The 17,341-nt window shown below is 69.1% G+C and carries 14 protein-coding genes and 4 pseudogenes; 12 read left to right on the top strand and 6 right to left on the bottom strand.

Annotation, left to right across the window (positions count from 1 at the left end):
• From AC5P09_RS34680 to AC5P09_RS34670, 3 genes and pseudogenes are all read right to left on the bottom strand, one after another.
• Positions 1–295 (bottom strand): annotated as a pseudogene (locus AC5P09_RS34680) (hypothetical protein); the annotation flags it as partial.
• Positions 296–513: 218 nt separating this feature from the next.
• The gene (locus AC5P09_RS34675; protein WP_493877679.1) at positions 514–2,574 is read right to left on the bottom strand and encodes an RICIN domain-containing protein; all 2,061 of its coding nucleotides are present in this window, start codon (positions 2,572–2,574) and stop codon (positions 514–516) included.
• A gap of 587 nt (positions 2,575–3,161) precedes the next feature.
• Positions 3,162–3,362, bottom strand: coding sequence for an ATP-dependent DNA ligase (locus AC5P09_RS34670; RefSeq protein ID WP_493877678.1), 201 nt, complete (start codon positions 3,360–3,362; stop codon positions 3,162–3,164).
• A 127-nt stretch (positions 3,363–3,489) separates the two neighbouring features.
• Here AC5P09_RS34670 and AC5P09_RS34665 point away from each other — a divergent pair, with 127 nt between their 5' ends.
• The 4 genes and pseudogenes from AC5P09_RS34665 (at position 3,490) to AC5P09_RS34650 (ending at position 5,485) form a co-directional block, all read left to right on the top strand.
• Positions 3,490–4,776, top strand: a complete 1,287-nt coding sequence (locus tag AC5P09_RS34665; RefSeq protein ID WP_493877677.1) for a DUF4241 domain-containing protein — start codon at positions 3,490–3,492, stop codon at positions 4,774–4,776.
• A gap of 206 nt (positions 4,777–4,982) precedes the next feature.
• Positions 4,983–5,126, top strand: coding sequence for a hypothetical protein (locus AC5P09_RS34660; RefSeq protein WP_493877682.1), 144 nt, complete (start codon positions 4,983–4,985; stop codon positions 5,124–5,126).
• 6 nt (positions 5,127–5,132) lie between these two features.
• A pseudogene (locus AC5P09_RS34655) lies at positions 5,133–5,213 on the top strand (telomere-protecting terminal protein Tpg); the annotation flags it as partial.
• A 14-nt stretch (positions 5,214–5,227) separates the two neighbouring features.
• Complete coding sequence (locus AC5P09_RS34650) at positions 5,228–5,485, top strand: hypothetical protein (protein WP_493877676.1); 258 nt, start codon at positions 5,228–5,230, stop codon at positions 5,483–5,485.
• A 395-nt stretch (positions 5,486–5,880) separates the two neighbouring features.
• On the opposite strand, the gene AC5P09_RS34645 is transcribed toward AC5P09_RS34650, so the two are convergent.
• Entirely contained in the window at positions 5,881–6,465 is a 585-nt protein-coding gene (locus AC5P09_RS34645; protein ID WP_493877675.1) for a TetR/AcrR family transcriptional regulator, read from the bottom strand.
• A gap of 543 nt (positions 6,466–7,008) precedes the next feature.
• Between AC5P09_RS34645 and AC5P09_RS34640 the strand changes: the two genes are divergently transcribed.
• Positions 7,009–7,554: an alcohol dehydrogenase catalytic domain-containing protein gene (locus AC5P09_RS34640; protein ID WP_493877674.1), complete on the top strand. Its 546-nt coding sequence runs from the start codon at positions 7,009–7,011 to the stop codon at positions 7,552–7,554.
• A gap of 217 nt (positions 7,555–7,771) precedes the next feature.
• Complete coding sequence (locus AC5P09_RS34635) at positions 7,772–8,455, top strand: PaaI family thioesterase (protein WP_493877673.1); 684 nt, start codon at positions 7,772–7,774, stop codon at positions 8,453–8,455.
• Here the strand turns inward: AC5P09_RS34635 and AC5P09_RS34630 are convergent.
• Positions 8,437–8,712: pseudogene (locus tag AC5P09_RS34630) on the bottom strand (IS630 family transposase); the annotation flags it as partial. The gene AC5P09_RS34635 and the pseudogene AC5P09_RS34630 overlap by 19 nt on opposite strands.
• 361 nt (positions 8,713–9,073) lie before the next feature.
• On the opposite strand from AC5P09_RS34630, the gene AC5P09_RS34625 reads away from it, so the two are divergent.
• The 6 genes from AC5P09_RS34625 (at position 9,074) to AC5P09_RS34600 (ending at position 15,907) form a co-directional block, all read left to right on the top strand.
• On the top strand, positions 9,074–10,117 hold the full coding sequence (locus AC5P09_RS34625; protein ID WP_493877672.1) for an AraC family transcriptional regulator: 1,044 nt from the start codon (positions 9,074–9,076) through the stop codon (positions 10,115–10,117).
• 56 nt (positions 10,118–10,173) lie between these two features.
• Positions 10,174–11,697, top strand: a complete 1,524-nt coding sequence (locus AC5P09_RS34620; protein WP_493877671.1) for a flavin-containing monooxygenase — start codon at positions 10,174–10,176, stop codon at positions 11,695–11,697.
• Positions 11,698–11,699: 2 nt separating this feature from the next.
• A complete protein-coding gene (locus tag AC5P09_RS34615; protein ID WP_493877670.1) occupies positions 11,700–12,836 on the top strand; it encodes a serine hydrolase domain-containing protein in 1,137 nt (378 codons plus the stop codon).
• Positions 12,837–12,846: 10 nt separating this feature from the next.
• The gene (locus AC5P09_RS34610; RefSeq protein ID WP_493877669.1) at positions 12,847–14,430 is read left to right on the top strand and encodes an AMP-binding protein; all 1,584 of its coding nucleotides are present in this window, start codon (positions 12,847–12,849) and stop codon (positions 14,428–14,430) included.
• 62 nt (positions 14,431–14,492) lie between these two features.
• Entirely contained in the window at positions 14,493–14,816 is a 324-nt protein-coding gene (locus tag AC5P09_RS34605) for a putative quinol monooxygenase (protein ID WP_493877668.1), read from the top strand.
• Positions 14,817–14,887: 71 nt separating this feature from the next.
• Entirely contained in the window at positions 14,888–15,907 is a 1,020-nt protein-coding gene (locus tag AC5P09_RS34600) for a zinc-dependent alcohol dehydrogenase (RefSeq protein WP_493877667.1), read from the top strand.
• Positions 15,908–16,790: 883 nt separating this feature from the next.
• Here AC5P09_RS34600 and AC5P09_RS34595 read toward each other — a convergent pair.
• Positions 16,791–17,299 (bottom strand): annotated as a pseudogene (locus AC5P09_RS34595) (CoxS/CutS family dehydrogenase iron-sulfur subunit).
• Between the last annotated feature and the right edge of the window lie 42 nt (positions 17,300–17,341).

Below are 17,341 nucleotides of genomic sequence, written 5' to 3'. Positions count from 1 at the left end.
ACCCGACTCCCCTGGGTGTCCTCACCCTACGAACGGGAGGACCAACCCGTTCAAGAAGGTAGAGCCACTTGTCCCCCAACTGGGGCTGTGGGCGGTGCAGCGCGTTGGCGTAGGTCTGCCCGAACTTGCCGCACCAGCGGCGGATCGTCTCGTAGGAGACGGTCACGCCGCGCTCGAGCATCAGCTCCTCGACCTCGCGGAAGCTGAGCGGGAAGCGGTGGTACAGCCACACACCGTGGGAGATGACCTCGACCGGGTACCGGTGCCCCTTGTACGACAGCGACGCGCTCCCCACAGACGCCCCTTCCCACTCTGATCAACCAGAAGATCATCCCACCGGTCAGCCAACGTGACAGTGCCCCCTAAGTTCCAGCACGGCTGAACCGCTCGTGACAGCCTCCCCCAGATGGGACGACGCCCCCGAGATCCCGCCGCCGGGACACGGCGGCGAGGGGCGGGGGCGTCGTAGGTGAGGGGTGGAGAGTGGCCGGTGGGTGCCGGTGGGCGGGCGTGTTACTCGGTCTGCGCGGCGGCGGTCGTCACGTCCGTCACCTTCCAGCGCTGGTTGGTGCCGGAGTTCGCCAGCCATACGCCCACGCCGGCTCCCTCGTTCGTGGACTGGCCGTTGACGTCCGCGAGTCGGCCGGTGGCGGCGTTGACGAGGGTCCAGGTGCCGTCGCCGGTGGTGGACATGATCCACTGGGCGGCGCTGTCGGGGCGGCCTTCGGCGGGCTCTGCCACCAGGGCGCCGTCCCGGACGGCGAGCCGCTTGTCCTCGGCGGCCTCGCTGAAGGTGTACCGCTTGCGGTTGTCGGTGCCGGTGATCCGCTCCAGGCGCCACTGCTGACCGCTGGGGTCGGTGGAGTCGGCGCTCTTGATGACGAGGCCGGTGCCGTTGTCGGCGATGGTGAGGTCCTTGCCGCTCTGGACGCCGGTCAGCCGGTAGGTACGGCCCTTGCGCAGCTCGGCCGCGTCCTTGGCGACGCCGGAGACTCCCTTGACGAGGAAGGACGTCACCGACTGGGCGGGCACGGTGAGGGTCGCCTGCTTGCCGGTGACCCGGACGGGCCTCTGATTCTCCAGCTTGCCGTCGGCGCTGGTCACCACCGGGGTGACGGTGGCGTGGGAGGAGATCCGGCCGAACTTCGACAGGTCGAGCGTGACATCGCGCGCCTCGGTGGTGCTGTTGACGTGGACGACCGTCGCCGCGTTGCCCTTCTTGGAGATGGCCGCGGTGCTGGAGGTGTCGTCCGTCTTGATCAGCCGGTCGCCGGGCTTGATGTAGTGGGTAAAGTTGCGGGCCGTGTCGAACTTCGTGTTCGTGTAGATCGGGCAGGTCTTGAGGGTGTCCGCGGACGTGCAGCTGAACGGGAGCTGGATCTCGCCCCAGTTGCCGCCCTTCGCGGACTCACCGCCGGGCTTCATGTTGTCGTAGTCCTCGACGGGCTGCCAGAACACCCAGGCGCTGGGCTCCAGTTCACGCAGGTCGTCGACCATGCGCTGGGCCAGGCCCAGGCCGGGCCGCATGTCCGTGAAGCTCTGGCCGTCGCCCCAGTCGCCCTCGACCTCGCTCATCCACAGCGGCTTGTCCGCGGCCTTGGCCAGGTCGCGCACGGTGGTTCGCTGGCCGGTGCCATAGGTGTGAACGTTCATCTGGCCGACGAGGTCGCGGACCTCCTGGGGGTAGGAGTTCCAGTTGGTGGCGAACAGGCCCGGGTTGGTCTCGTCCATCGCGGAGATCTCCGCGTTCGTCCTGGACGCCTCCAGGGTCGGGGCCAGCGCGCGGATCACCTTCTGCTGGAGCTCGGGGCCGATGTGGGCGCCCTCCTGCCGGCCGCCGACGGGCTCGCCGTCCGCACCGAGCTTGGTGCCCCAGTAGCTGGTGTTCGGCTCGTTGAACGGGTCGAGCGTGTCGACCTTGATGCCGTGTGCCTTCTCCAGGCGCTCGGTAGCGCCCACCAGGTACTTGGCGAAGTCCTCCACGGACTCGGTCTTCAGCTGGTCCTTGCCCGCGTCGAAGTTGCCGGAGACGTACCCGCTCTCGGTCATGAACCACGGCGGCGAGTTGCTGAACGTCTCCCAGTGGGTGATGTCCTTCTTGATGCGGTCGATCCACCAACGCTGCGTCTTGTCGGCCTTGTTGTTCCAGTCGGCGGGGTCGTCGGCGTCCCACCAGTCGACGTCCTCGCGGGTGGTGCCGGCCGGGGCCTTCCACCAGCCCTCGACCGCGCCGCCGGCGCGCAGGTAGTCCTTGACGTCCGAGGCGTTGCCGCCGCCGATGTTGTAGCGGGCGATGTTGAGGGCGAGGCCGTCGTCCCCGAAGAGGAGCTGGGCCAGCTTCTCGCGTACCGCGGGCGGGTAGTCGCCGGTGGCGTTGGCGAACCAGACCAGGCTCGTGCCCCAGCCCTCGAACCTCTCCTGCTGGTAGGAGGGGTCGGGCCGGACGGTGACCGAGGCGGTGGCGGTCGGCTCCGCGGGCGCGGCCGGCACCGAGGTGGCGGCCAGGACGGTCCCGGTGGCGAGGGCCGTGATGCCGATGCCCAGGAGCCTTCTCCTACGGGTGGGGTGTGCCATCTCGAGTACTCCAGCTCTTCTGTGCGCCGCGCGTCCCGGCGGGACACAGAGATCGGGGCCTGTGTGGTGGGGGTCGGGGAGGCGATATGTTTACGTAAACATCCGTAGGCGTGATGTCTACACGGTGCGGATCTCGGCGGTCAAGGAGTCTGCCGGGACCGAAAGTTGCGCAGTCGAGCCACCGCGCGCGGTCACACGACGCTCCGGCGTCGGATGCGGGCGAGCCCCCTCGGACACGGGCAAGGTCCGTCGGACACGTGCATGTGCGAGTCCTCGGCATCGAAGGCCGCCACGTCACACCGGCCCTGCCCAGCCCCGTGGTGCCTCGCGTCCCTCGAGATCGCCTGTCTGCCCGGCCGGCCGCACGGCGTGTGCGCGGGTCCCGGCCGCTGCTCGTCGAGTTGTCCGCGCACTCGGGATTGTCCGTGATCACGGACGCATCCTGAGGCCGCCGTCGCTCGTCCTGCCAGGTGGTCGCAGGTCGACCGAGGATCGGTGCTGCCCAGGCGCCGCAGGCTTCAGCCTTTCCCCCGGCTGCGAGACAGACATGCAATTGCACTCCGCGGCGTCCTGCACAACTGCCGGCGCTAGGGCGACGCGAAGAGCGGGCCGTCGTTGGGGGTGAGGTCAGTGCGGATGCGCGCCAGCCAGACAGCGTGGCGCCGCCGGCCGGCACCATCGCTGGCGACGTCGAGGTCCACCTCGGCCACCACGCCGGGGTGCACGAGGGGCACCTCCAGCACGTCGCGGCTGCCCCGCCCGGCGGAGTCCGTGGTGGTCGGTTGCACACGGGCACCGTCGGTCGGATCGGTGCGAGGGTCCTGCCTTGTCCATGGAGCGGCTCCGGCCGTTGTCGTACCTCGCCGTTACGGTTCCTCGACAGGAGCAAGATCGGTGGAGCATGGGAGGGGCTTGATGGCTGGTGCTGAGCAGATCGTGCGGGTGTCGTTCGCGGAGGGTTGGGATCTTCGTTCCCGGACCATGCTCGCCCCGCTCTCGCGATCCGCTGCGGTGGACCGGGACCGTGCGGGGAAGCCTTACGTGATGGTGTATCGAGTGGAGAGCCGGACCTCGCCGATCGAAGTGCACCTGGTGGCCTGGGGCGATTCCTACGTGGGGGCATGGGCGTACGACGATCGGGGGCGGCGGACCGGCGAGGCGGACTGGCGTCTGCTCGAACCCGGGCGCCTGTTCCTGCGCCATCTCGGGGTCTGGCGTTATGACTCCGAGGACCGAGCCGAGTTCGCCCCAGAAGTCGGGCGGAGTTATGTGGACCTTTTCCCGGGTGGCAAGGGACGCAAGGTGAGTGCACCGAAGGGGGCACGAGGGGGGTCACGCCACACGCTCGCCGGTATTCCCGAAGAGGACCGATGGCGTGCCAGAGCAGAATTCGGTGTGAGCGGCCTCAGGCAGCTGTTCGTGTCGCAGTCGTTGCCCCATGGATGGCAGCCGGACTTTGAGGACTCCGCTGAGAAAGAGACGGAGGTGTGGACCGTGGACAGCGCCGACGACGGCCGGCCTTCTCCCTGGGTGCCTCCGCGTCCGCCCCAGCCTGAGCACCTCAGAGAGCTCTTCGAACCGGGTACACGCATCGCGACGAGCTTCGCGTCGGAGATGACGGTCAGCGAGATACGGAACATCGCGACTCTCCGGGTGCCCAGCGGCAGGCTCGTCGTCGCAGATGCTCTCAGCGAGGGCCATGGCGCCGTTCGTGAGCTGGCCGAGCGGATTCCTCCTGGAGAATACCGCATGCAAGCTGCCGTAGTTGCCTATGAGGGGAAGTACGAGGACGAGTGTTTTCCCGTGGTGGAGGACGTCGCGGTTCGCCTGCTGCTGGCGGAAGAGCCGGTGGTGTCATGGGAGCTGGCACTCACCGAGGAGGATGACGCCAGGCTGCTGCGCGATGGCGAGATCTTCGGCTTCGACACGGATGGCGCTGCGGGATCCTTCTCGGATGCCGCACATTGGGAAGTCCTTGCAGACCAGTACCGGCGCTACCTCGTAGAGCGGGAGGATGGTTCTGGAGAGAGGATCGGTGATGGGTACATTCGCACCACCGACGAGGCGACAGAGAGCGATCTCGTCTCCTTCTACACCGGTGGAGACGGAACGTATCCCGTGTGGCTGGGTCGTTCGACCACCGGTCAGTTGATGTGCGTCGTGGTCGTGGTGGGCTATCTGCCTGAGCTGCGGTTGCTCTGAGCAACGCAGAATCCTCAGCCACAACTGTCCTGGCCCTCCAACAGGCCTTCTCCTGCGCTGGCCACGAGCCACGCGGGAGGCCATCCCCGCATGCGCGGTGCACCCGCGACCCGGCCACCGACCCGATCGTGGGGCCACGGGTGCGGGGAGCAGATGATTTTGGCGGAGTCACCGGACGCCATCACGGGAACATCCACGCACTCCGGATGATCCCCGGGCTGGTCAAGTGGGAGGGCACCCAGAGCGTGCTGTGGGGCGAGGGCGTCCGCGAGCAGTTCCAGGCGCCGGAGCTCAACCTCGCCAGCTACATCAAGGACGGCACCGTCACCGACCAGGACAACGGGGAGTAGCAGGCGATGAGCATGTTCGGCCAGGGCCTGGAACAGGCGGTGCAGCGGGCGTTCACGCGCCCGATCCCGAAGAGCGCGGGCGCGCAGAGGACGCCGACGTCATGGTGATCGACGTGGCGGTGATGGACGGAGACTGGCGGCAGGAGGTCAGGACCGCAGTCATCGAGCGTGTCCTGGCCGCGCTGGCCGACGCCTGCGGCCTGTCGGAGCCGTCGCCGACCTGGTGGGTCAATTTCCGCGTCATCGACGAGGGCAGTTGGGGCTCCAGCGGTGGCGTGCTGTCCGTTCTCTCTCTCCTCGACAGCGGCGTGTTCACCGAGGAGAAGGTCAAGATCATCCGCGCCGCACTCGGCACGTGACCCGATCCCGTGCGTCCACACTCATCGAGCCAGGTGGGCGCACGGGTTCCCGACATGCTCCCCGCGGGCAGCTCGCGCAGAGTCGCGCCTAGCCTGCATGCGTCAACACTTTCGTCCGCCTGCGCGACATCGACGCCAAGGGCCGCTCCAAAAGCCCGCGACGGCCGGGCCGGCCCACCGCCGCAAGCGTGGCCACCGCGTCCATGTCCACGCCTCTGGCGAGGCTCTGTCACTGCGGCCGCAAACACAGGAACCGTTGAGCCCCGCCCCGCGGCCACGCCCTCCGCTACACCGACCAAGCAGGTCTCCCGCAACCCTGCACGCCCTTCACCTCCGCGCCCGCCGGTGCAGCGGGCCCACCAGGCGCGAGACGGGGTGGCTGGATCGCGGCCCGGTCACCCCCTGGTGGCGGCGGCGATGAGGACCTGGAGCTGTTCGGCAGTGTGATCGAGGGGCTGGGTGCTGCGCTTGGCTCGGCACATGGCCACCGTGCCCTCGACGGCGGCGACGACGAGCGTCGCGAGCTGCGCGGCCTGCTCCACTTCGGCGCCGTGTTCCCGCAGGGAGGCGGCGAGCAGGTTCTCCCACTGCTCGAAGACCTCGGCCGCGGCCGCCAAGGCGGGCGGGACCTCGTCGGCCGAGGGCTCCTCGATGGCCACCGCCAGGACGGGGCAGCCGGCATGGAAGTCACTCTCCACGACGATCCTGCGCCACAGGCCGAGGAAGGCACTCAGGCCCGCGGCGGGCCCAGCCTCCAGCTCTCTGCGAAGGCTCCGGGCCACCCACTCACCGGTGTAGCGGACGGCTTCCGCGGCCAGCTGCTGCTTGCCCTCAGGGAAGTAGTGATAGGTCGAGCCGAGCGGCGCCTTGGCGTGCTTGGCCATCTCCCGGATGCTCGTGGCGCTCAGGCCACGCCGGCTGATCATGTCGGCGGCGCCGGCCACGATCCGCTCGCGCGACGGCGTGCTGCTCTTGGGCACCTGCACACTTCCCCTCTGGCTATAACATTCGTCATAGTCTACCGTGATCCGCGTTCACAGCAATCGTCATAGGAGGTGCCACGCCCATGATTCGGTCGAGCGTGCCTGCTGGTGCCCTCACCGAGGAGGGCCGCACCATTGTTCAGCGCGACCTCGCGGCCATCCTGCCGTGCCGGGAAGGCGCTCCCGACACCGGCTCCTCCTGCACCCAGGTGTGGAGCCGACTTGTCGAGCTCCGAAGGCGCCCGGACCACCGCCGAAGACGATGCTCCTCGTTTTCTCGTGAAGGTGACGGTGCCAGGGGGACACTGCCCGAGCGGCGCGAGACCGGCCTGGTCCAGGGTGTGACGAAGGCAGTTCTGTCAGCCGCCGACCTCGCTCCAGGCCACGCACCGCAGGTTCATGCACGAGCAGCCGGAGGGAATCCGGGCACGGGCGGCTCTGTCGTCCGCTTTACCAACCTGCTCCGCCCGGGCGGAGCAGGTCAAGGAGCAGGCCGATGCGTGAGCTGATGAACGTCGCCCGTCGCACGGTCGGTGGCGCGTGGCCCCGGACCCCGAGCTTCGATCCGACGAGGAGGCGATCGTCACGCCGGTCGCCGCGACCTCCCGCGACGCGGACTCCGCGATCCTGGACGGACACGGCTTCATCGACCCACCGTTCACCCTCGGCCCCGAGTACATCGCCCGCGTGGTCGGCACCGGCGACGCCATGACCAGAGTGACTCCCGGCGACCTCGTCTCCATGCGCTGGTCCATCAGCTGCGGCACCTGCGACCACTGCCGCACCCGTACGTCTGCGACATCGCCCGCGCCCTCGGCGCCTGCGACGCCCTCCACATCGACCCCACCGCCGAGCATCGCAAGCTCGCCAAGAGCTTCGGCGCCCGCAACGCCGAAGCGATCGAGCCGGTTCGCCATGGCTTCGGTCTCGCCGTCGAGGCACCGGCCGCGCCGACCGGCTCGCCCTCTCCGTCAAGTCCCTCACGCCCGAAGGTATCTGCGACTCGGCGGGCAACCACTTCCGTCCCGGCGAACTGCCGCTCCTCGACATATATCTCACTGGCGTCATCCTGCGCATCGCCCGTAACAACGTCCGTAGCCAACTCCCTGACGCCCTCGACCTCGCTGCCTCCAGCGCCGTCGACCCCACCCGCGTCGTCTCCCACGTCCTCGACTGGGACCAACTCCTTGATGCCCTGCCCGAGAAGCACCTCAAGCCCGTCTTCGTCCGCGACACCACGCCGCCCCAGGCCGCACGCTGTCAACCACATCGCGGCCCGCGACCACCTACACAGAGACACCTGATGAACTCGCCTCTCTCCGCCCCAAGCAATGCCCCGCAAGATCTGGCAGCCGAGGACCTGAAGCACCAACGAGAAGCGATCGCGGCCCTCGGCCACGAGTTGCGCATGCTCGTCGACGCGACCGTCCGCACCGCAACCTCGACGGAAGCCCTGCATCGCCTGGCAGACGGCGTCCGAGCTCTCACCGGACAGCTCACCGGCCGCCGCCGCTCAACGGCGGACATCCCGGCGGTGGACGAGTTCCCGGGCGGGGTACGGATGTACAGCCCCGTCACCGGCACAGGCAGCCCAATCGCGCCGCCGATGCGGGTGACTCACATTGACGGTGGCGTCATGGGGCGGTGTCTCCTCGGCATCGCCCACGAAGGACCACCCGGCTACGGCCACGGCGGCGTCAGCGCCATGCTCCTCGACGAACTGATGGGATGGGCATGCGCCGCCGCCGTCAGACCGGGCATGACCATCTCGCTCCAGATGCGCTACCAGGGACCGGTTCCTTTGGAGACCCCCTTGCGGGTGCGTGCCCACGTCACGGGAACCGACGGTCGCAAGATCTTCGTGAAAGGCTCAATCACCACAGAAGAGGCCCCGTCCACCACCCTCGTGGAGGCAGACGGCATCTTTGTTACACCCGACCCGGAAGTCGCACGCGCACTCTTCCCGATCCTCGACGACGCTAACTGAGAGGTCATGACCGGCGTTCCCCTGCCGGTGAGGCAGCCGTCGATGAGGTCGGGGCGGAGCTGGATGTGACGCAGGCCCCGGCGGAGGGTGCGTTCGAGGTGGTCGTCGTCGGTGAAGGCGACGTTGACCGGCGGGCCGCGCCGCAACAGCGACCAGGCACCTTCCGCCGGATTCAAGTCCGGTGTCAGGGAGGGAAGTTGCACGATGGTGAGCCAGTCGGGTGCGGCAGCGTAGGCGCGCGTCCCGGCGGCCCGGTTGGTGCCGTCGGCGGCGCCGGTGACCCCTGTTGAGGGCGGGGGTCGTCCAACCGTGGTCAGGCATGAACCGATGCGTTCGTGCCGCTCCTGTGTAAGGGAGTGTGCGGCAGGAGTATGTGACCGCCGACCACGTTCATGCCGCACAGCTGCTGATGTCCGACTGAACCGCCACCCCGGGCGGCCGCCTTGCCGCGGGCGGCGCGCCGACCGAAGTGTGACGAACGGGCTGAGACACCAGGCTCGGCACCGATCCGCACCGCTGTGACTGCGGCCCGCGTGACGCCGCGAGTGTCCGTGTCATGTGACCGGGCCGGTTTCGTGGAGACCGCGCCGCGCCGCCCGGCAGCGATACCGTTGACGCATGCAGATGGAGATCCGGGCCGCCGCGATCCGCGGCATCGATCGTCTGATCGACGACCTCGGCGGTGACGGAACGGCACTGTTGGCCGAGTTCGGCGTTGCACCCGGTGATCTGGACTCCGAGCACGGGCTGTTGCCGACGGTGACGGCCGGGCGGATTCTGCGCAACGCCACGAGGAAACTGGACTGTCCGGATTTCGGACTGCGTCTGGCGGCGTACCAGGACATGTCGATGCTCGGGCCGCTGGCTCTGGCGGTCGGGAACTGCGACACAGTCGGCGAGGGACTGGACTGCGCGTCACGATTCCTGTTCGTGCACAACCAGGGCATTCGTCTGTCGCGTGAGCAGGATCCCGAACACTATGCGGGGGTGGGCGCGGTCGAATACCGGATGCTGCATCCGGACATCCCGTACGAGCCGCAGACGATCGACGCGGGTCTGGGGCTGCTGCACCGCAACCTCATCACGATGAGCGGGGGATACGAGCTGCTCGGGGTCTACATGCCCCATGCGCCGCTGACCGACGAGTCGGTGTACACCGAGTTCTTCGGGGCGCCGGTCCGGTTCGACACCGGCCGCGCCCTGCTGCGGGTGCCGACGAAGCTCTTCGCCCAGCCGATGTCGACCCCGGTCAATCCCGAACTGCGGCGCATGGTCGTGGAGTACCTGGAGGCGCACTACACCGATCCTCGCGAGAGCGTCACGACCATGGTGCGATCGGCGATCAGCCGCGCGTTGGGCACGGTGCCGGCGCGGATCGATCTGGTCGCGGAGTGGCTGCACATGCATCCGCGCACGCTGCAGCGGCGACTGTCGCAGGAGGGCACCTCGTTCCAGGCGATCCTCGACGACGTCCGCAAGAACGCGGCGCACCGGCTGCTGACGGGGACCGACATGCCGTTCTCCCAGGTCGCGTCGTTGGTGGAGCTGGCCGGACAGGCGGCACTCACCCGTGCGGCGCGCCGCTGGTTCGGCAGGACGCCGACGCAGGTCCGTCGTGACGCAAGGGACACACCTCCTGCACGGCGTGTCGTGCAGGGGTAAGTTTTTGTCGCCCAGAGTTAAGCGGCGGCTGTGGAGCCCTTCCATACTCGGGTGCCATGACCCATTCCCCACACCCAACCTCGCTACCCGACCATGTCGACGTCCTGATCGTCGGCGCGGGGATCTCCGGTATCGACGCCGCGTACCGGGTGCAGTCGCGGTGTCCCGATCGGTCGTACGCCGTATTGGAGTCCCGCGAGTCTCTGGGCGGGACGTGGGATCTGTTCCGGTACCCGGGCGTCCGTGCCGACTCCGACATCTACACGCTCAGTTTTCCGTTCCAGCCCTGGACGGGCGAGAACTCCATGGCCGACGGGGACGAGATCCTCGACTACCTGCGGCGCACCGTGGACCGGTTCGGCATCGACCGCCACATCCACTGCTCCACCAAAGTAATCGCGGCCAATTGGTCGGGCGAGACGGCCCGGTGGACGGTGACCGTCGAACGGAGCGGAGGCGAGGACGGGCCGCGGCAGTCCACCGTGACCTGCTCGTTCCTCTACCTGTGCACCGGCTACTACGACTACGAGCGCGGGCACGATCCGCAGTTCCCTGGCATCGAGTCCTTCGCCGGCACGGTGGTCAATCCGCAGTTCTGGCCCGACGGGCTCGACCACACCGGCAAGCGTGTCGTCGTGATCGGCAGTGGCGCGACCGCGATCACGGTGGTCCCCGCGATGGCGCGCGACGCGGCGAACGTGACCATGCTGCAGCGCACACCGACCTGGATCAGCGCGTTGCCGCGGCGGGACCGATTCGCCGCCTGGGTCCGGCGGCGGCTGCCCGCCGGGCTGGCGCACCGGGTCATCAGGGCGCGGAACGCCGCCTACTCCAATGGCTTCTACCACTACTGCCGACGCTTTCCTGACCGGGCGCGGACGCTGCTGTCCAGGGCCGCCGCGCGACGGATCGGCGAGGACGCGGTGCGTGAGCACTTCACCCCGTCGTACGCGCCGTGGGACCAGAGGGTGTGCATCACGGCCGACGCGGACCTGTTCAAGGCGATCCAGCGCGAGGAGGTCGACGTGGTCACCGATCACATCGACGGCTTCGTCGCCGAGGGGATCCGGCTGCGGTCGGGCAGGGTGCTGCCGGCCGACATCGTGGTGACGGCGACCGGGCTGCGCATGCTGGCGTTCGGCCATATCGCGGTGAGCGTCGACGGCGAGCCGGTCGAGCCGGCGCGTCACCTGCTGTGGCGGGGAGCCATGCTCAGCGACGTGCCGAACTTCGCGCTCTGCTTCGGCTACGTCAACCTCTCCTGGACGATGCGGGCGGATCTCACCGCGCGGCTGGTGTGCCGGGTCCTCAACCACATGCGCCGCGCCGACCTCGCGGCGGTCACCCCGCCCGCAGAGCCCGGCGTCCAGGAGCAGCCCATGATCGAGCTGGCATCCGGCTACGTCCAGCGGGGCGTCCAGAGCTTTCCCCGGCAGGGCCACCGCGCCCCGTGGCGGATGCGCCAGACCTATCTGCTGGACGTGGCCGACATCGCGCGCGCGAGCCTGCGCCACGAGTTGCGCGGCGTGCCCCGCACGGCGGTGCGTCCGGCCGGCGACGACGTCCGGACGGGAGGCTGACCATGGCGGATCTGGACGGAGTGTGCGACGAGCGCTTCGCGGAGCTGGCCGCGCGACTGTCCGAGAACCTCGACGCGGGCGACGAACTCGGTGCCTGTGTCGCGGTCACGGTCGACGGGGAGCCGGTGGTCGACCTGTGGGGCGGATGGGCCGACCAGGACCGTACGGCGCCGTGGCGGCGCGACACCATCACCAACGTCTGGTCATGCACGAAGACGGTCACGTCCCTGGCGGCGCTGCTGCTGGTCGAGCGTCAACTGCTCGACGTCGACGCCCCGGTGGCCCGGTACTGGCCGGAGTTCGCCGCGCGCGGCAAGGAAGGTGTGCTGGTCCGTCACCTGCTGTCGCACACCTCCGGCGTCTCGGGGTGGGACCGGCCGGTGACCGTCGCCGACGTCCGCGACGTGCCGGCGTCGACGGCCCGGCTTGCCGCGCAGGCGCCGTGGTGGCCCCCGGGCACGGCATCCGGCTACCACCTGCTCAACTACGGCCACCTGGTGGGCGAGCTGGTCCGGCGGATCGACGGACGCACCCTGGGCCGGTTCGTCGCCGAGGAGATCGCCGGTCCGCTCGGCGCCGACTTCCACATCGGTCTGCCGGACTCCGAGTTCGGCAGGGTCGCCGATGTCGTACCGCCGCCGTTCCGATCGAGCGATCTCGCCGGCGCCGATCCGAACAGTGTGGCGATGAAGACCCTCACCGGTCCCGTGGGCAGTGCCGAGGAGTCGTGGCGCCCCGAGTGGCGGCGCGCCGAGATCGGTGCCGCGAACGGCCACGGCAACGCCCGGTCGCTCGCCAGGATCCACTCCGCCATCGCCTGCGGCGGCACGCTGGACGGCGTACGCCTGCTGTCGCCGTCGACCATCGACCTGATCTTCCATCAGCAGACCGACGGCCCCGACCTGGTGCTCGGAGCACATCTGCGATTCGGCATCGGGTTCGGGCTGCCGTCGCCGGCGGTGCCGTATCTCCCGCCTGGACGGATCTGCTTCTGGACCGGATGGGGCGGATCGGTGGTCGTGATCGACACCGAACGCCGGGCCGCAATCTCGTACGTCATGAACAACATGGGCACCGGGCTGCTCGGCCAGGGCCGCACGGCCCAGTACGTGAAGGCCGCTTTCGCGGCCCTGGATTGAAGGTGCGCTGATGAGTTTCGCCAGTCCTCACGCCGACGTGGAGCTGCCTGATGCGGGGCTGCACGCCTTCCTGTTCGCGGGTCTTGGCCCCTCCGCCCTGGAGCGGGTCGCACTGGTCTCCGCGGAGTCCGGTGAAGCGCTGACGTACGGGTCCTTGCGGACGCTCGTCGAGGGGTTTGCCGCCGAGCTGGCGGCGCGTGGCGTCCGCCCCGGCGACACGGTGGCGCTGCTGTGTCCGAACGTGCCGGCGTTCGCGGTCGCGTTCCACGGGATCCTGCGGGCCGGCGCCACCGTGACCACGGTGAACGTGCTGTCCACCGCGGCGGAGATAGCCAAGCAGCTGACCGCCTCCGGGGCGCGGACGCTGGTGACGGTGACATCCCTGGCCTCGACGGCCGGGGAAGCGGTGAACGCGGCCGGGCTCGACGCGGACGCGACCCTGCTGCTGGACGCCGAGCGTCCGCCCGCGTCCGTCCCGGCACCCGCGCCCGACCGGTTCGACCCGGCCGAGCGAGTGGCGGTGCTGCCCTACAGCTCCGGCACCACGGGCGTGCCGAAAGGCGTGATGCTGACCCATCGCAACCTGGTGGCCGACATCACTCAGCTCGCACCGGTGCTGGACCTGCGCTCCGACGACGTGGTCCTGGCGGTCCTGCCGTTCTTCCACATCTACGGCATGACGGCACTGCTGAACTCGACGCTGGCCGCCCGCGGCCGCATCGTCACCATGGCCCGGTTCGACCTGAGCGCGTTCCTTCAGGCCATCCAGCGCCACCGCGTCACCTACCTGTTCATCGCGCCGCCGATCGCGGTGGCCCTGGCCAAGCACCCTCTGGTCGACTCCTACGACCTGAGGTCGCTGCGGGCGATCGTCAGCGGTGCGGCCCCGCTGGACGAGGGGCTGGGCGCGGCGGTGGCCCAGCGCCTGTCGGTGCCGGTCGTCCAGGGGTACGGCATGACCGAGCTGAGCCCGGTCAGCCACCTGGTGCCGGTGGCCGACGGCGGGGCGGGGATCGCGGGGCGTCGCGCGCCGATCGCGGCCAGCGGCTGGCCGCTGCCCAACACGGTCAACAAACTCGTCGACCCCGCGACCGGTACCGAGATCGGCGTACCCGCCGACGGGCTGAGCGAGCCGGGGGAACTGTGGGTGCACGGGCCGAACGTGATGGCGGGCTACCTGGGCAACCCGGAAGCCACCGCGGAGACCCTCGACGCCGACGGATTCCTGCACACCGGGGACCTCGCGCGGGTCGACTCCACCGGATGCGTCTACATCGTCGACCGCATCAAGGAGCTGATCAAGTACAAGGGTTACCAGGTCGCGCCGGCCGAACTGGAGGCGCTGCTGCTGACCCATCCGGACATCACCGACGCAGCCGTGATCGGGGTGTCCGACGCCGAGGGCGAGGAGATCCCGAAGGCGTTCGTCGTCACCGACGCCCCCGCGCTGAGCGCGGAGCGGGTGATGGAGTTCGTCGCCGCGCAGGTCGCGCCGTACAAGAAGGTACGGGCCGTCGAGTTCATCGACGCGATCCCCAAGTCGTCGGCGGGCAAGATCCTGCGCAAGAACCTGAGATCCGACCAGCCGCTGTGAAGAGCGGCTGCGACATCTGCCATGATTATGACGAACGTTATATCGAGAGGAAGAGGTAACCCATGGCCGAGCCGGTAGTCCTGGTGGCGACGATGGTCGCCAAGCCGGGCCAGGAAGAGCTGGTCGAGAAGACGTTGACGGCGGCGCTGCCCAAGGTGCACGCCGAACCCGGATGCCTGCGGTACGCGCTGCACCGCAAGGCGGGCACCACCGGTGAGTTCGTCATGATCGAGAAGTGGGCCTCGCGGGAGGCGCTGGGCGCGCACATGAAGGGTGCCGCGATGCGGGAGATCGGCGGCGCCCTCGCGCAGGCACTGGCCGGAGCGCCGGACATGGTCTTCCTGGACGCGATCCCCGCAGGAGATCCGGACAGCGGCGCCGTCTGACCGACCACGGGGACCCGGCCGACAGGCGAGACCGACCGGCCCGGCATCCCATGAAACCGAGGAGCTTTCCCATGAAGAGCCTGATGTTCGTCGCGCCCGGACAACTGCGCTTCGACGAGGTCGACGCCCCCACCCTCGTCGAGGGCACGGACGCGCTCGTGCGCCCGCTCGCGGCCACGACCTGCGATCTCGACCACCATGTCATCGCCGACAAGACCCCCTTCTCCGGGTTCGGCCCGTTCCCGCTCGGCCACGAGTGCGTGGGCACGGTGGTCGAGGTGGGCCCCGACTGCACGAACGTCGCGGTCGGAGACGTCGTCGGCGTCGCGTGGCACATCGCCTGCGGCACCTGTGCGCAGTGCAAGCTCGGCCACACCGCTCGCTGTCTCGTCCACGGCGACGCCCAGTACGGCCTCCCGGTCAACGGAGCCTGGGGCGGCACCTTCGACGAACTCATCCGCGTTCCCTACGCGGACTTCAACCTCGCCAAGCTGCCCGCCGGTGTCGACCCCGTGCACCTGGCCTCCATCGGCGACAACCTCGCGCTCGGCTGGGAGACGGTGATGCCGACCGTCGCCGGCATCACCGACCCGAAGATCGCGGTCTTCGGAGGAACCGGCTCCATCGGCCTGTACGCGGCCGACGTAGCGGTCCACTGCGCCGGCGCCCGCACCGTCTACTACGACGACGACCCGGTCAGGATGAAGGTCGCCGAGCAGCTCGGCGCCGAGGTCCAGGACATCCACGGCAAGCGGGAGAAGGACTTCCACCTCGCCGTGGACGCCAGCTGCGACCCCGAGCGGCTGCGCAAGGCACTGCTGTCGGTCATGCCCGAGGGCCACGTCAACAGCGTCGGCATCTACTTCGACGAGGTCCAGCTCCCCTTGCTCGCGCTGTACCAGCGCGGAGTTCACTTCCACAACGGCAAGGGGCACGCGCGGCCGAACATGACACCGACCCTGGAGGCGGTGGCCGCCGGCACGCTCCACCCCGAGCTGGTCACCAGCGGGATCTACGGCTGGGACGAGATCCCCGACGTGCTGACCTCCGACCGCGCCGGCCACAAGCCGATCTTCGTCCTGGAGAACTGAGGCACCCGGACCTCGGCCCATCGCCATGAGCACCGCTCGAATGACGACGTCGAGCTGATCGGCGGCCCGTTCGAGCGGTTCGGGGCCCGCGGTGGGGCCGGGGCACCTCCGGTGTCCACGGACCGACCCGCCGCGCCGGGTGCTGTGCCGTCGCGGGCGCGGGACTCCGGTCGGCACAACACGTGCCGATATCGAGAGGTCTCCGGCGCCTGCAGACGTATCACGCGCGATCCTGCAGAGGGTGTCGGGATCGGTACGGCCGGACTTCGGCCCCTGGACGAGGTCCGGCCGGTCGCTGACCTTGCGGGTGTCGGGGGGTGTCGTCGACACTGCCTGTCGATAGGTGAGGGAGCAGTAGCGGCAGGCCACCTCCGGCCCTGGATGTTCGCGCAGTCATCGGCTGGACTGTTCGGCGTCTCTGCCTTCCCGGAGCGTCAGAGGGAGTCTGGTCGGCGTCGACCAGGAGGGTGCGGGTGTCGTCGCAGAGCGCGAAGTCGTCCACGCCGAGCACTCGGGGTGTCACCGGCGGCGGCACTGGCACCCGCATCGGCTGGGCGAGCACGGCGCACCGCAAGAGTCCGAAGTTGAGGATGCGCAGCATTCTCGCCCCGGTCGCCCGGCACGACGCCGATCGACTCGACGAGTTTCGGCAGCAGCGGAGTGGCGTCGCTGACAGCGCACGTTCACGTCGATACGGACCGGCCGACCGCCGAGCGCGACACCTCCGAGGTTCCGTATGTCGCCACTGCGCACCCACTCGCTCAGCGGGCCGCACCCCGCGTACCTCGCCGGAGAACGCGATCTCGTACGGCCGGAGACCACCACAACAAGACCAGAGACATCGATCGAGACCACGAGCACGCCTGCCAACTGCGAGAGCAACTCAGCAGTTCGACAGAACACAGCCCAAGGCTGCCCGTTGCGTGGGTGGACCGCCCACCGCGTCAAGATGACCTCCGCCTACGAAGATCTTGCCATGGCCGCGTTCACGTGTACTCCGACAGCTTCGGCCCATCCGGTCCTGACACCGCCGTCCGATCCATCCGGCCGTCATCCCGATCGCGGGACAGATCCGGCCAGAGGTGCCTTGACCGCACCGGAATCCGCCATGGCGGACGAACGCCTCCTGCAGCGGATGGTCGACCCGTTCGATCGTGCTGATCTCTCGACCGTCGCACTGCACGGCCGGCGAGACATGAGTCGATCCGCACCCCGTCCACCAGCACGGTGCAGGCGCAGCACACTCCTCCCCTGATCGCACCCCTTCTCCGTGCCCGTCAGGCCAAGGTGCTCACGCAGGGCGTCGAGGAGCGAAGTGCGGTGGTCGACGGACAGCACGCTTCTCACGTTGATCCTCCTTTCTCGGTTCCCGAAACATGCCACGGCGACGATCCGACAGGCAGACGGATCAGGGACGCGTCCGGAGACGGATGC

The organism is Streptomyces sp. a15, from assembly GCF_059026085.1.
This window is presented reverse-complemented; position numbering and strand designations above follow the sequence as displayed.

What these genes read in the sequence shown, in the direction of transcription:
- AC5P09_RS34675 (WP_493877679.1), bottom strand. Translation starts at nt 2,574, where the DNA reads ATGGCACACCCCACCCGTAGGAGAAGGCTCCTGGGCATCGGCATCACG.
- AC5P09_RS34665 (WP_493877677.1), top strand. Translation starts at nt 3,490, where the DNA reads ATGGCTGGTGCTGAGCAGATCGTGCGGGTGTCGTTCGCGGAGGGTTGG.
- AC5P09_RS34660 (WP_493877682.1), top strand. Translation starts at nt 4,983, where the DNA reads ATGATCCCCGGGCTGGTCAAGTGGGAGGGCACCCAGAGCGTGCTGTGG.
- AC5P09_RS34650 (WP_493877676.1), top strand. Translation starts at nt 5,228, where the DNA reads ATGGTGATCGACGTGGCGGTGATGGACGGAGACTGGCGGCAGGAGGTC.
- AC5P09_RS34635 (WP_493877673.1), top strand. Translation starts at nt 7,772, where the DNA reads ATGAACTCGCCTCTCTCCGCCCCAAGCAATGCCCCGCAAGATCTGGCA.
- AC5P09_RS34625 (WP_493877672.1), top strand. Translation starts at nt 9,074, where the DNA reads ATGCAGATGGAGATCCGGGCCGCCGCGATCCGCGGCATCGATCGTCTG.
- AC5P09_RS34620 (WP_493877671.1), top strand. Translation starts at nt 10,174, where the DNA reads ATGACCCATTCCCCACACCCAACCTCGCTACCCGACCATGTCGACGTC.
- AC5P09_RS34615 (WP_493877670.1), top strand. Translation starts at nt 11,700, where the DNA reads ATGGCGGATCTGGACGGAGTGTGCGACGAGCGCTTCGCGGAGCTGGCC.
- AC5P09_RS34610 (WP_493877669.1), top strand. Translation starts at nt 12,847, where the DNA reads ATGAGTTTCGCCAGTCCTCACGCCGACGTGGAGCTGCCTGATGCGGGG.
- AC5P09_RS34605 (WP_493877668.1), top strand. Translation starts at nt 14,493, where the DNA reads ATGGCCGAGCCGGTAGTCCTGGTGGCGACGATGGTCGCCAAGCCGGGC.
- AC5P09_RS34600 (WP_493877667.1), top strand. Translation starts at nt 14,888, where the DNA reads ATGAAGAGCCTGATGTTCGTCGCGCCCGGACAACTGCGCTTCGACGAG.